The 14,305-nt window shown below is 37.5% G+C and carries 14 protein-coding genes; 3 read left to right on the top strand and 11 right to left on the bottom strand.

Going from position 1 to position 14,305, the window contains the following annotated elements; translation table 11 throughout:
- Positions 1-464: 464 nt before the first annotated feature.
- The 9 genes from Q0L68_RS08865 to Q0L68_RS08825 form a co-directional block, all read right to left on the bottom strand.
- Positions 465-893, bottom strand: coding sequence for a molybdenum cofactor biosynthesis protein MoaE (locus Q0L68_RS08865; RefSeq protein WP_296701853.1), 429 nt, complete (start codon positions 891-893; stop codon positions 465-467).
- A complete protein-coding gene (locus tag Q0L68_RS08860) occupies positions 874-1,905 on the bottom strand; it encodes a HesA/MoeB/ThiF family protein (RefSeq protein WP_296701850.1) in 1,032 nt (343 codons plus the stop codon). The genes Q0L68_RS08865 and Q0L68_RS08860 overlap by 20 nt, the downstream gene beginning before the upstream one ends.
- 1 nt (position 1,906) lies before the next feature.
- Positions 1,907-2,143, bottom strand: coding sequence for a MoaD/ThiS family protein (locus tag Q0L68_RS08855; RefSeq protein ID WP_296701849.1), 237 nt, complete (start codon positions 2,141-2,143; stop codon positions 1,907-1,909).
- Between the two features lie 182 nt (positions 2,144-2,325).
- The gene (locus tag Q0L68_RS08850) at positions 2,326-2,913 is read right to left on the bottom strand and encodes a molybdenum cofactor guanylyltransferase (RefSeq protein WP_296701845.1); all 588 of its coding nucleotides are present in this window, start codon (positions 2,911-2,913) and stop codon (positions 2,326-2,328) included.
- Between the two features lie 9 nt (positions 2,914-2,922).
- Positions 2,923-4,095: a molybdopterin molybdotransferase MoeA gene (locus Q0L68_RS08845; protein WP_296701842.1), complete on the bottom strand. Its 1,173-nt coding sequence runs from the start codon at positions 4,093-4,095 to the stop codon at positions 2,923-2,925.
- Between the two features lie 357 nt (positions 4,096-4,452).
- Positions 4,453-5,256 (bottom strand): TPM domain-containing protein, encoded by an 804-nt coding sequence (locus tag Q0L68_RS08840; RefSeq protein WP_296701840.1) that lies wholly within the window; start codon positions 5,254-5,256, stop codon positions 4,453-4,455.
- Positions 5,234-5,671, bottom strand: a complete 438-nt coding sequence (locus Q0L68_RS08835; RefSeq protein WP_296701837.1) for a TPM domain-containing protein — start codon at positions 5,669-5,671, stop codon at positions 5,234-5,236. Before Q0L68_RS08835 ends, Q0L68_RS08840 begins: the two co-directional genes overlap by 23 nt.
- A gap of 10 nt (positions 5,672-5,681) precedes the next feature.
- Positions 5,682-6,272, bottom strand: a complete 591-nt coding sequence (locus Q0L68_RS08830) for a LemA family protein (protein ID WP_296701834.1) — start codon at positions 6,270-6,272, stop codon at positions 5,682-5,684.
- A 121-nt stretch (positions 6,273-6,393) separates the two neighbouring features.
- Positions 6,394-7,566 (bottom strand): aspartyl protease family protein, encoded by a 1,173-nt coding sequence (locus Q0L68_RS08825; protein ID WP_366938376.1) that lies wholly within the window; start codon positions 7,564-7,566, stop codon positions 6,394-6,396.
- Between the two features lie 290 nt (positions 7,567-7,856).
- On the opposite strand from Q0L68_RS08825, the gene Q0L68_RS08820 reads away from it, so the two are divergent.
- Positions 7,857-8,330: a Fur family transcriptional regulator gene (locus tag Q0L68_RS08820; RefSeq protein WP_296701830.1), complete on the top strand. Its 474-nt coding sequence runs from the start codon at positions 7,857-7,859 to the stop codon at positions 8,328-8,330.
- On the opposite strand, the gene Q0L68_RS08815 is transcribed toward Q0L68_RS08820, so the two are convergent.
- The gene (locus tag Q0L68_RS08815) at positions 8,327-8,767 is read right to left on the bottom strand and encodes a hypothetical protein (protein WP_296701829.1); all 441 of its coding nucleotides are present in this window, start codon (positions 8,765-8,767) and stop codon (positions 8,327-8,329) included. The two genes, Q0L68_RS08820 and Q0L68_RS08815, sit on opposite strands and share 4 nt — an antisense overlap.
- 9 nt (positions 8,768-8,776) lie before the next feature.
- On the bottom strand, positions 8,777-9,391 hold the full coding sequence (locus Q0L68_RS08810) for a cytochrome c oxidase subunit 3 (protein WP_296701826.1): 615 nt from the start codon (positions 9,389-9,391) through the stop codon (positions 8,777-8,779).
- A gap of 121 nt (positions 9,392-9,512) precedes the next feature.
- Here Q0L68_RS08810 and mfd point away from each other — a divergent pair, with 121 nt between their 5' ends.
- Together mfd and gldJ are read left to right on the top strand one after the other, a co-directional pair.
- The gene (gene mfd, locus Q0L68_RS08805) at positions 9,513-12,866 is read left to right on the top strand and encodes a transcription-repair coupling factor (protein WP_296701823.1); all 3,354 of its coding nucleotides are present in this window, start codon (positions 9,513-9,515) and stop codon (positions 12,864-12,866) included.
- A gap of 176 nt (positions 12,867-13,042) precedes the next feature.
- Complete coding sequence (gldJ, locus tag Q0L68_RS08800) at positions 13,043-14,266, top strand: gliding motility lipoprotein GldJ (RefSeq protein ID WP_296701820.1); 1,224 nt, start codon at positions 13,043-13,045, stop codon at positions 14,264-14,266.
- Positions 14,267-14,305: the final 39 nt, after the last annotated feature.

The raw sequence follows: 14,305 nt of genomic DNA, 5'->3' as shown, positions 1-14,305 counted from the left end.
CGAATCAAAACTTGCGGAAGCCAATCGATCTAACTGTCCTCGACTACGCTCGGACTGACCACATTTTAGATTTCTAACTTCATACTTCTAATTTAAACCAACTGAAAACTGCCAACTGAAAACTGATCTCTGCGACTGACTACTGCGACTACCAACTGAATACTCCATTCGAATCAAAACTTGCAGCAGCTAATCACTTTACCTGTCCTCGACTATACTAGGACTGACTGCATTTCAGATTTCTAACTTCATACTTCTAACTTAAACAAACTGCCAACTGAAAACTGATCTCTGCGACTGACTACTGCGACTACCAACTGAATACTCCATTCGAATCAAAACTTGCAGCAGCTAATCACTTTACCTGTCCTCGACTACGCTCGGACTGACCACATTTCAGATTTCTAACTTCATACTTCTAACTTAAACCAACTGCCAACTGCGACTGTCCACTGAAAACTGCCTTAACTATTTACTTTCCACTGGGATTCTTCATTTTCAAATATTTCCTTCCCGAAGATAGGAACTTCTGTTTTCACTTGATTAACCAGCCATTCTGTGGCTTCATAAACCTGTTTTCTTCGAGGTGCAGACACAAATACAAAAATGCAAATTCCACCTACTTTTACATTTCCCAAACTATGGTAAATATGCATGCAGGTTAGATCGAATTTTTCAAATGCTGCCTCCCTGATTTCATGTAATTTTTCGTTGGCCATTTCTTCATAGCAAGTAAAGTCAATGGACTCTACTTTTTTACCTTCCACTTCATCACCTCTCACTTGTCCCAAAAAGATATTATGGGCACCAATGCTATGTTTGCCCTGATGCTTGGCTATGGAATCTGCTATGAATTCCGGGGAAATGGCTCCTTCAAGAAATACTTTTTTCATTTTTTGTGGCTTGTATTAATTCTTTTGCTCCACCTCGAATCAGTTTCAATTTTTGAAACCCTTTCTCGGAAAGAAATTGAGCGGCCTTAAGGCTTCTGCCCCCAGACTGACAAAAGATTATATATTCTTTTTCCTTATCTAAGTTTTCCTGCTTCTGCGCTAAGATGGAAAGAGGAATTTGTAGCAGGTTTTCCAATTGAATTTCCGGTAATTCTCCAAATTCCCTTACATCCAACAATAACACCTTTCCAAGAAAAACGTCCTCAGAAGCTATCATTTCAAACGAAGGAGAAATATCGGACTTTTTTCTTGTGGGCACCTTACCAAATTCAAACACCTGTTGGGAATTACTCAACAGATCGTAGATTAATAATTTCCCAGAAAGTACATCTCCAATTTCAAGAATAATTTTGATTGCTTCATTTGCCTGAAGCATCCCTATCAACCCAACTGTCGTGCCTAATACTCCTGCTTCTGCACAATTGGGAGCAGACTGATTTTCTTGTGGGAATATATCCCGATAATTGGGTCCTTCTTGATAGTTGAACACAGAAACCTGACCCTGAAATTGATGGATGGAACCGTAAACAAAGGGTTTTCCGAGTTCCACGCAAGTATCATTGATGACATACCGAACAAAAAGGTTATCAGTAGCATCAATAATCAGGTCAAATTCTTGCAATATTTGAGGCGCATTTTTCGAGGTCAAATACTCCTCAAACACCAAAATCTCCACATTTGGATTATTCCTACTAATGGATTTCGAAGCTTCTTTAGCTTTTTGCAAACCAATTTGTTCCGAGGAATAAAGTACTTGTCGATGAAGGTTCGATTCTTCGATTTTATCCCCATCTATGATCCCGATTTTCCCTATTCCAGCTGCTGCCAAATAAGGTAAAACTGCACAGCCTAATCCTCCTGCGCCTATGACGAGCACTTTACTTTCCATCAGTTTTTGCTGTCCTGACAGTCCTACTTGAGGTAAAGTTATCTGGCGGATATATCGGTTCATTTCAGCCTCCGGAAAATGGGGGTAAAAAAGCTATCTCATCTCCATTAGAAAGCTTCTCATCAGAGTAATTGGAGACAATTTTTCTGTTGACTGCAATCTGGAAATTGTATTCTCCTAAGTTATAGCGAGATGACAAATCTGAAAGAATTTTGGATAAAGTAACATTCTCCTCCACAATATTTTCAGAATCCCGATTAGCCGCTTCCGCTATTACCCCAAAATATTTTACTTGAATCATACGCATTAAATTTTAAATCAATTTACGAAGGGATTTGTATTTTGATCCTGAAAAATAGATTGAATCTAAAACATAAACCTATTCTTTTTCGAAGTTAATGCTTTGTTTCTTCTCGCATTAATGTTCCAAAATCTGGTATTAATATGTTTTTATCAACTCCTATATGGCTTCAATTGTTCCATTTACCAGCTTTGGATTTGTAAACTGTATAGGTCTTCCAATGAATTGATGTTTTGAACTGCTGATTGGTTTTTTCTTATGACTTGAAACTTTTGAGGAGAAAGACTATCTACCAGAGCACATAACTTCAAATGGTTTTGAAAGACTGCATTTTGGAAAATTGGAAACAGCTTTTTTTGATAACATCCAATCAAAGGATAATCATGGGTTTCATCACTGAGAATGCTGATTTCCTTTTCAGAATTGAAAGCAAGCTGAATCAGGTCATTAAGCACTTCGGTTGTGATTTTTGGAATATCACAGCTTAAAATCAAATTATATTTTGAGTTGGAATCTGACAAAGCAGTATAAATACCTCCAACAGGCCCTTTATTGTCTACCAGGTCATGAATGATCGGCAACTGAAACTTAGAATATTTATCATTCTTGGTAACCAATGTAATCTTGTCTGATAAAGGATATACTGCTTCCAATATCCACTGAAGAAAAGCTTTGCCTTTAAACTCAACCAAGCCCTTCTCTGATTTCATTCTTGAACTCCTACCTCCACAGAGAATATAAACAGCAATATTTTGATTTACATTTTCCATTAAATGAATTTACAGCTTGAAAGGAATATACATTACTTCATCACCATGGTGGATTTCTTTTACATCATCTGGAACAAATAAAAATGCGTTGCTTTGGGTAAAAGAAACAAGCATACTTGAAGCCTGTTTTGGATATACTTCCAACTCACCTCCTTTTTCAAGAGCCTGAAGGAAAAGAGCTTTATTAAACTTATTAATATAATTTCCCTTTAGAATTCCTTTCTTCAAATTAATATTGATTGCTGACGTTCCATTCATTTTGCGAATCGCAGCAGTTACATAAATCAAAAAACAGGTTAAAGAAGAGGCCGGATTCCCGGGCAATGCAAAAACGTGTTTTTCACCTTTTTTCCCATACCAAAGTGGCTTGCCTGGTTTTTGGTTTACTTTATAAAATTTTTCTTCTACCCCATTTCTTTCTAGAGATTCTTTCACATAATCATAATCTCCAACAGAAATACCTCCTGAAATCAAAAGCACATCGGCTTTTAATGCATTTTGAATAGCTTTGAAAGTAGATTCTTTATCATCCAAAACATGATTTGATTGGATAATTTCAACGTTTTCCAATTTCAAGGCAGATTCCAACATGATTCTATTGCTCTCATAAACCGACCCTGGCTTCAAGGTTGTGCCGGGTTCTTGCAATTCATTCCCTGTGACAATCAATGAAACGCTTGGAATCCCGATAACAGAAACTTCTGAAATCCCTAAGCCAGCTAAAAATCCAATAATGGCAGCATTTATCCTTGTTCCTTTTTTCAGAACAACCTCTCCTTTTTTTATCTGTTCGCCCACTGGCCTGACATTAGTTCCTTTGTCAGGCATTTTCAAAACATGTATCCCAGCAGGGTTTTTTTCTACATGTTCCTGCATCACCACCGTATCTGCTTGATCAGGAACTCTAGCTCCAGTAAAGATTCTTATGCAATCTGTTTCACTAAGTTCAAATTCTACAAAATCACCCGCTTTACTTTCACCCTTTAATATATATTCCGGGTTTTTACCATGTTTAAAGGCATATCCATCCATTGCCGATTGCCGAAAAGGAGGCAAATTAATTGGGGCCTCCACATCTTGGGCAAGCATGTAACCGTTGACTTCAGCCAAAGGTAAAATCACAGGACCAAGAATGTCCGTATTTTGATCAATGATAGAAAGAGCTTGAAAAACAGAAATCATAATTTTATAGAGAAAGAATTTTATTTATGTATATCCTTAATTGCACCAGTAAGAGGCCCAAATTGACTTAAAATATGGTAAACGCTAGTTTAAAGCCGCTTCGGTCATCTGTCATTGGTCTTCCAACCTCAGAAGCAAAGAAAATATAGTAACTGGCATCATTACGGATATTCATATTAATTATACATAGACCTCGTTTAAAAAGCACGTTTGAAGAGAGGAGATTTATATAAATCGCAAAATGTTTTCAATTTATCCTTCATCTAGGAATGAAAAACTCAAAAAAATACCTGAAACCAATTTGATTCCAGGTAAATGTCTTTTCAAATTTCTGACTTTATACTTCTGATTTTCATTTTACCAACTTCCGCCCGCTCCGCCGCCACCGAAGGAACCACCGCCGAAGCCGCCAAATCCTCCGCCACCGCCGCCGCCAAAACCGCCACCTCCACCGAAGCCACCGCCTCTACGGCCTCCTCCCAGCATATTAGCAAGCATAATCGTTGTCCAAAGATCTACTCCACCGCCACGGCCACCCATATGGTTATCGTTATCTTTTTTGTTTCTGATCAAAGGCAGGATTACAAAGAAGAAAATGAATATTAAAAGCAAGAAGATTGCTCCTCCACCTTTACCCTGCGTTTCTACATCCTCAGCCGTATATTCCCCAGAGGCAAGTTTAAAAATCATATCAGTGGCTTGATCCAAGCCCTGATAATAGGCTTCCATTTTGAAATTTGGAATAATCAATTGCTCCACGATTCTTTTGGCCAATGCATCTGGGACTGCTCCTTCCATGCCATATCCGGTAGCAATGAATACTTTTCTGTCATCCATGGCTGCCAAGATTAGAATTCCATTGTCATTTGCAGCCCCTCCAATTCCCCAGGCCTCGCCTAATCGGAATGCATAATCAGAGATATCATATTGACCAACGGAGCGCATCATGACAATCGATATCTGAGTAGAAGTACTGTCATTGTACGCAACTAGTTTATTTTCCAATTGCTGCACTTCAGCATTTGAAAGTGTACTTGTGAAATCATTCACCAAACGTGGAGGATTTGGAACAGGAGGAAAATCCTGAGCAAATACCCTCCCAGTAAACAATAAGAGAATAAATACTAGTGGTCGGATCTTAGGATCCAAAAGAAATTTCATCAGGAAGTTCGTTTATGTCTGAATCCCCTTGGTATGGGAAGTGCTTTCCAAGTTGGGTTCCGGCCTCTTTTATGCCTTCTATCAGACCCTGTGTAAATTCGCCAGCCTTAAATCGGTTGGTCATTTGTTCTTTAATATTTTCCCAGAAATGTTCAGGAACAACATCATTTATTCCAGAATCTCCAAGAATAGCAAATTTTTTATCCTCCACTGCGAGATAAAACAAAACTCCATTCCGGTCTTGCGTTTGATACATTTTAAGTTTATCAAACACTACTACCGCACGGTCGAGAACATCGCCCTTACAGCGACTTTCGATATGTACTTGAATTTCTCCGGATGTGGAAACTTCTGCAGACTGAATAGCGGTAACAATCGCCTTCTTGTCTGCAGAAGAAAATAACTTTTCTGCCATAATTCTTTACTTAAAACTGTACTGACGGAGCATTTTCTGATCCGGCAGCAGCTTCGAAATAGCCTTTGGCTTCGAAACCATACCATCCCGCAAAGATGTTGTTTGGGAAGGTTCTTAGATTAGCATTATAAGCTTGAACCGATTCATTAAAGTTCCTTCTCGCTACAGCTATCCTATTTTCGGTTCCTTCCAATTGGGCTTGGAGCTCCAAAAAGTTTTGATTTGCTTTCAGATCAGGATACCTCTCTACTGTTACCAATAATCTGCTCAATGCTCCTGAAAGTTGATCCTGAGCCTGCTGGAATTGCGCCAGTTTTTCAGGGGTCAGATCATTTGCGTCAACGTTGACGGAAGTGGCTTTTGATCTAGCTTCAATCACTCCTGTCAAGGTTTCTTGCTCAAAATCTGCATATCCTTTGACAGTATTAACAAGGTTAGGTATCAAGTCAGCTCTTCGTTGGTATTGAGTCTGCACTTCTGCCCATTGACCATTAATTTGTTCTTCAGTCTGAACAAATTGATTATACGTTCCTACTGCCTTGGTATACATATAAATACCCACCACGGCTAATATCAAAATAGGAATCAATAGCTTTTTCATAGTCTGTTTTTTGGTTTAGAAAACGGAATTAATCACGAAAATCATCAAAAGAAGTTCAATAATTTCGCCTTACCGAGGCTCAAAAATATTCATTTTTTAATCCAATCTGGACATTCTAAGGTTAAATCTGCTTTTTCAACACAATGCGAAAACGCATATCCTCAAATTTTGTAAGATCCATACCTTCGTATCGGCGGATTTCCAATTCAATCTCTTTTCCTTCTTCAGATCTAAATAATTTGATTATATCTGAGAGCTCCCAAATGATTATAGGAATTTTATTAATGGATAGTATTTCATCGAAAGCTAAAATTCCCGCTTTGCTAGCAGGAGAATTATCTCTTACTTGACCCACATACATTCTGTGCTCTTCATTTGTTACTTTTTTGACTTCGATTCCACTCATGTCATATTCAAAAGCAGCATAAAATTTTTCTCCTCTATGAATAAGTAATCTCTCTCTTGGATAGTCAAAAATTAACTTCATTCTTCCCAACACCTCTGCGCCAATACTTCCCTGTCTTCCAGATTCTTTGATTACATAGCTAAATGGTGTTTCATCTGGATAGGAAGTGAGTACATCATTTAGATGAAATCCAGAAATATTTAATTCTTTTACTCTTCCTACAAACCCAAATAATTCACCTCCTAAACTTTGGCCCAATTCAGTTTCAATGAAGAGTTCTGGCAGTCTGATTTCATCTGTGGTTTCTTTATTCAGAAGCAATCCATGATTGGCACCGGTATCCACCAGTAATTTCGGGTAGAGTATCGGTCCTGACTGCTGCCTGACTTTGGCAGTGATATAGGGTTTATGGTTTTCTATGGTCAATGGCAATTTTTTATAAAATGGGGGTCTCCACTTCATAGCATCCTTTTCATAAAAACTGATGATGCCTTTATCATAATCAATTTTGACAGGATTGTATTTAAAAAATTCATATCCAATTATTCCATAAACCGGAATTCCAATTACTGCTTCAAGCTCCAAAAAATCCTCTTCTAAGACCAAAAGATTTTGAAAAACTCCCTCTACAGGGCCTAAATCGAGATGATTTGTTGGAGAAACAAACGCTACCAAGCTAGCAGCTCCATCTGCTCCTACTAAATTCAATTTCCGGGAATACGACAATTCCATTGCGTCACCCAAGTTTTTACTGAACAGAATATTTGCTCTAACTCCTGTGTCTATCAGAAAATTAACAGGGTATGTTCCATTAATTGAAACTGTTACGATTATTAAATTATTGGAGGCGTAAAACGGTATATCTATTTTTCTCTTTTGCTGTTTCATGAAAAACCCAGGAATTTGGGCATAGACAATACTTGAAAAGAGTAAGCAAAAAAATAGTGATATAACTATCTTCATTTTCATTTTAGCTCGAAAAACCCGGGTGACAGATTTAATATAACTTTTTTTGAAAAAAGTGCACAGAATAATACAAATACTTATTGTTATAATATGTGATACGCATTTAATTGAGCTAGGTTAAATTTAGAATAAAACCAAATAAGGAGTGATTGGTTACGCTTTCTTGTCAAAAATTTTAGAATATTCCATCTTTAGTCTTTTCAAATTAATTTATGGCTGATAAAGCTCTCATTGAAAAAGCAAAAAAGATTTTTGAAAACTTCCTGACAAAACAAGGAAGTAGAAAAACCCCTGAACGTTTTTCGGTCATTGATGAATTATATTCCTTACCCGAAGATGAGCATATGGATGTGGAAGGACTCTTTCTCAGTATGCGCAATAAAGGTTATACGATCAGTAGAGCGACAATTTATAATACCTTAGATCTTTTGGTTGAGAGTGGATTGGCAGTTAAGCATCAATTCAAGGATAAAGTGGCGCTTTATGAACAGGCGCTGACCTATAAGCATCATGATCACCATGTTTGCAACCAATGCCGTAAAATCCGAGAGTTTTCAGATCCAAAGATTAATGAAATAAAAGAGGCAATAGGCAAAGAGTTTAAATCTTTAATAAAAAGTCATTCGCTCGTATTGTATGGAGACTGTTTAATTGAAGATTGTGAAAACAAGCCTTCCCATACCTAACTCTTTTTAAATATTTTCTTGTAGATAGGAATTCTGTACCCAAACTGAAGTAACATTGCTGGATATAATAGCCACGTCAATAGAATAAATGGGGCTTTAAAACTGATTTCATCCTGAATAATGGAGTTTTCTCCGGCCTTAATGATTCGGTGTTTATGTTTCCAATATTTCAAAAAAAAGGGCAATTCAATTCCTTGATCAATGAAGTAAAATTCCTTTTCAGAAGTATTGTCCTCTATAATTTTACTAACCCACTTTTGCCGAAAAAAAATAAAATTCAATTCAAGCGAGACTAAATCTCCTTTTTTAGATCCATCAAACCTCAGAAGTTTGACGGGAGGAAATGGAGGGCTAAGCTTATTAAATAAAGACTCATTGAAGCCTTCCTTGACACTTAGAAAATCCTGTTCAACATTAGTTTTGATAGTAATTTCCATTTTTTTGGTTTAGAAGCTCAGAACAAAGAGAAAGAATAAAATCAGCCAAATCCCATCCATAAAATGCCAATATCGAGTAAATAAACGTATCCTCATTTTCTCATAAGGATTAGTCAAAAGCACTAAGTTTTTGATTTGATCTCTTTGGTTTTTTCGTAGCTGAACCCACATCATTACCGCAAAAACCATTGCCCCAATCAAATGAAAAATATGGATTCCTGAAAGCACATAAAGGAAACTACCACTTGGCATACCTGTAAAATTGATTCCCATATTTGATAGTTCCATCCAACCAATCAGTTGCGAAAAAGTGAAAGCTATTCCTAATATCAAGGTATTTCTCAAAGCCAATTGAAGCTTTTCTGTATTTTCTTCGAGATAATATACTCTCATCTTACCTGCGGAATACCCGCTTAGAATGATCAAAAGGGTCGAGGCTAAAAAAGCGATTGGAATCCGGTGGTTTAAGCCCTCCAGTTGATTAAGTCCAGAAAATAGAAAAGCAACGGACAAAAAAAGAAATATCAGCCCGCTACCAAGCATGCCCAGGTATAACATTGTTTCATAAGGATGCAAATTTTCCAGTTTTTGGAACCAGGTTTGCGAATCTTTTGTATTCCCCATGTTTGCTAAACATTTTAAGCCTCCTTAGGTTCAGAATTCTCTAAATCAAATCAATTTATCTCGAAAGACATCAGAATGCCCTAAATTTGGGCTGACTCTCCTTACTCTCAAACAATTTATTTTGGATCGACAGGCATTTCTCTCTATCTACCAATCAGACCCAATCTTTCAGACTCTTTCGCATGAATTAAGTCAGAAAGAAAAATTCACGCTTCAGATAAAAGGTTTGTCTGGAAGTTTGGATATGGTACTCTTTGCAAATTACTTTCTTAAATATGGTGGTTTTCATTTGATTATCGCTCAGGATAAAGAGGAAGCAGCCTACCTAAATTCGGATCTCCAAAACCTATTGAATGTGGAAGATCACATGATTTTCCCTTCCAGTTTTAAGAGAGCTTATCAGTACGAGGAGGTAGATAATGCAAATGTATTGTTGAGATCTGAAATACTAAACCAAGTTCTGGAAGCCAAATCATCCTCTAAAGTAATTATTTCTTATCCCGAGGCTCTTTATGAAAGAGTGATAAATAAAAGGTCTTTACTTGAAAATACGTTTACAGCAAGTTTGGGGGAATCTGTTGACATGGAATTCGTTGCAGAAATTTTGACTAGCTATGATTTTGAGAAAACAGATTTTGTCTACGAACCAGGACAATTTGCCATTCGGGGAGGTATTTTAGACGTTTTTTCATTTTCTAATGAGCATCCTTATAGACTGGAGCTTTTCGGAAAAGAAATAGAAAGTATCAGGACATTCGATCCAGAAAGTCAGCTTTCCATCGCTAGCGTGGAAAAGATTTCTTTGATTCCAAATGTTCAAACCAAACTGTTGCAAGAAGTCCGTCAATCTTTCCTGAGCTTCCTTCCAGATGAATGTAGAATCTGGCATAAAGATTATCAGCTTACTCTTGATGTCATGGACGAGTGCTTTCACAAAGCAGAACAGGCTTTTGACGTGATCGCAAAGCAAACTCAGACAGACAAATTAATGCTTAAGCCAGCAGATCTTTTTGAAAAGGGAAAAGATTTCGCGGATCAGGCAAAGACCCATTCTCAGATCGAGTTTGGGAAACAGTTTTACCTCAAGGGAGCCAAACAAGTCAAATGGGAAAGTCATCCTCAGCCTTCTTTCAACAAGAATTTTGATTTGTTGGTCACCAATTTTGCAGAAAACGAGAAAAAAGGATTCACCAATATTTTAACAGCTGAAAACGAAAAGCAAATCGAGCGTTTGTTGGGAATTTTCAGGGAACTTGATCCTACTCTTCACGTCCAAAGCATGCTTTTAGGATTGAGAGAAGGATTTGAAGACCGCATCCTGAAGCTGGTTTGTTATACAGATCATCAACTTTTCGAACGATTTCATCGATACAAAACCAGAATTAAAGCAAGCAAGTCAAAAGCTTTGACCATCAAAGAACTGAAAGCATTGCATCCCGGAGATTATATTGTTCACATAGATTATGGTGTCGGGCGATTTGCAGGACTTGAAAAAGTTGATGTGAATGGGAAACTTCAAGAGGCAGTTAGGTTGGTGTTTCGTGATGATGACTTGCTTTATGTCAACATCCATTCACTCCATAAAATCTCAAAATATTCTGGACAGGAAGGAACGATGCCTTCCATGTCCAAATTAGGATCGCCAGAGTGGGATAATAAAAAGAAAAAGGTAAAGAGACAGGTTAAAGACATTGCAAAAGATTTGATTGAATTGTATGCGAAAAGAAGATCTGCTCCAGGATTTGCATTTAGTAGGGATTCAGTACTTCAGGTGGAATTAGAATCGTCCTTCATCTATGAAGACACTCCTGATCAGGCTTTATCGACTGGCGACGTAAAGGCAGATATGGAAAAGTCCTATCCAATGGACCGGTTAGTTTGCGGTGATGTTGGATTCGGTAAGACTGAAATTGCCATTAGAGCTGCTTTCAAGGCAGTCAATGATAGAAAGCAAGTAGCTGTTTTGGTCCCGACTACTATTTTAGCAATGCAACACTATCAGACTTTTAGTGAAAGATTAGAAAATCTCCCTGTAAAAGTAGAGTATATTAATCGGTTTCGCTCTGCGAAAGAAATCAAAGAAATCGTTTCTCAAGTGAAATCAGGTGAGATTGATATTCTGGTAGGAACTCATAAAATTGTCAATAAAGATATTGTCTTCAGAGATTTAGGTCTTCTGGTCATCGATGAAGAGCAAAAGTTTGGGGTTAAGGTAAAAGATCAATTAAAGAACTTGAGGGTAAATGTAGATGTATTGACTTTGACAGCTACACCAATTCCTCGGACACTACATTTCTCCTTAATGGGAGCAAGAGATTTATCTGTTATCGCCACTCCTCCGCCCAATAGGCAACCCGTGACGACAGAAGTGGCAACTTTCCAGGAAGAAAAAATCAGAGACGCTGTTGCATATGAGCTAAGACGTGGAGGACAGGTTTTCTTTGTTCACAATAGGGTAGGTGAAATTGATAGTATTGCTAATCTGATAATGAAACTGGTACCAGATGCAAGAGTTGTCGGTGCTCATGGTCAGATGGATGGGAAGAAACTTGAAAAAATCATGGTAGATTTTATTGACCATGAATATGATGTTTTGGTATCCACCAATATCATAGAATCCGGTTTGGACATTCCAAATGCCAATACGATCATTATCAACAGAGCACATATGTTTGGCTTGAGTGACCTTCACCAAATGAGAGGAAGAGTCGGTAGAAGTAATAAAAAGGCCTTTTGCTATTTATTGACCCAACCTATGTCCGGGCTCACTCCCGAAGCGAGAAAGCGTTTACAAACTCTGGAAGAGTTTTCTGATTTGGGCGATGGATTTAAGGTTGCGATGAAAGACTTAGATATTCGCGGAGCGGGAAATTTGCTTGGTGCAGAACAAAGCGGGTTTATAACAGACTTAGGCTTTGAGATGTATCATAAAATATTGGATGAGGCTGTACAAGAATTGAAGGAAAATGAATTTGCAGCTTTATTTGAAGTTGATCTTGCGGAAAAAGTTAAAGTTCTGGTTCAAGATTGTACCATAGAAACTGATTTGGAGTTATTAATTCCAGAAGAATACGTCACCAATATTTCTGAAAGATTAGGATTGTATTCAAAGCTTGACGGCATAAAAAATGAAGAGGAACTAGCAAAATTTTCCAGCATGTTGGTAGATAGGTTTGGACCTTTACCAAGTTCGGTCGAAGATCTAATGGAAACAGTAAAACTAAGATGGATGGCTGAAAGGTTGGGAATAGAAAAATTGAGCTTGAAAGGAAATCTGATGAAATGCTATTTGCTTCCATCTTCAAGAGATGATTTCTATTCATCCGATATTTTCGGAAAAATCATGAAATTTGTTCAGCACCATGCAAGAAGGAGTAAAATAAAAGAACATAAAAACCGTTTGATTCTTACAGTATCGGAAGTTCCAAGTATTTCTAAAGCCCAAATTGCTTTAAAAGAGATGACGGAATCTTGATTTAATGAATATTTAATTGGCATAAATATTGCATTTTTTCATACCGATTTTGTTGAATACCTAAAAATTTGCATGTTAAAGAGCTTTTCTTAAACTTGCGTTCTCTAAAATTGATTGGAAGTAGTCTGTATTGCTTCTATATTTACAAATTGATCTAGACTTTAATACATATAAATATGCGTCTTAGTAACAAATCATGGGGAATGTGGACAGCGGTTTTAGTAATTGCCGCAGGTTCTATTCTTACCTCTTGTAACAAAACTCCAGGGTATGGCAGAAGAACTGCCAATAACCCCGGTAAAAAAAGTGCGACTACAGGAGCGGAGTTCAGCTTTGAGGAGAACGACTCTACCAACTTTTTTGTAGCGAAAAACGCAGAACAAATTCCTGGACCAAACTTGAAATTTATTCAAGGAGGTCGAGCAGTTCTTGGTTCGCAGGAAGAAGACGTTATGGCTTTCCGTGACAATCAGGAAAGAACAGTTACAATTTCCAATTTTTACATGGACGAAACAGAAATCACGAATAATGATTATCGGGAATTTCTGTTTGCGATGAAGAAAAATGTGAGTGCAGATTCAATATTGAAATTAGAACCTTCAGAAAATGTTTGGTCTGGAGCGATGTCTTTCAATGATTTGTACCAGTCTTATTATTTTAGATTCCCTGGCTTCAATTTCTACCCAGTAGCTGGTGTTTCTTGGACTCAAGCAAATGTATATTCCAAATGGAGGACTGAATATGTTCAGGAAATCATTAGAAAAGAAAGAGAAATTGATTCCACATTTACCAAAAATCAATTGATCGAGCGTGGTGTTGCCATGGCCGATTTCCGATTACCAAATGAAGGTGAGTGGGAATATGCTGCTAAAGCGATGATCGGAACGCAATATCTAGACGAAAATCAGGAGTATGGCAGGATTTATCCATGGGATGGCCGTGGAGTAAGAAACCCCTATAATGTTAAAAGAAAAGGGAAGCAAGGTGATTTCTTAGCCAACTTCAAAAGAGGTAGAGGTGACTACGCAGGTATAGCCGGTAATCAAAGAAATGATGGAGAAATCCTCCCTACCAATGTTTATGACATGGCACCAAATGATTTCGGTCTGTATCACATGGCTGGAAATATGAATGAGTGGGTATATGATGTTTATCGTCCACTTTCATATCAAGATTTTGATGATCTTAATCCATTGAGGAAAGATGGAGTTTATGATGAAATCGACAATTATGAGACTTCTATGTTAAGTGATGAATTTAGAGTTTACAAAGGAGGTTCTTGGAAAGATGTCGCTTATTGGCTTGCTCCAGGTACACGTAGATTTATGCATCAAGACTCTGCTACCAACTCAATTGGTTTCAGATGTGCTATGATTTCAATCGGAGAAAAAGGAAAATAATCCATAGTAATATTTGAAGAGCCCCGCAGCATTTAATGT

It is taken from the genome of Algoriphagus sp. (assembly GCF_024642405.1).
GTDB lineage: Bacteria > Bacteroidota > Bacteroidia > Cytophagales > Cyclobacteriaceae > Algoriphagus.
The sequence above is the reverse complement of the archived record's forward strand: the minus strand, read 5'-3'. Positions and strand labels throughout refer to the sequence as shown.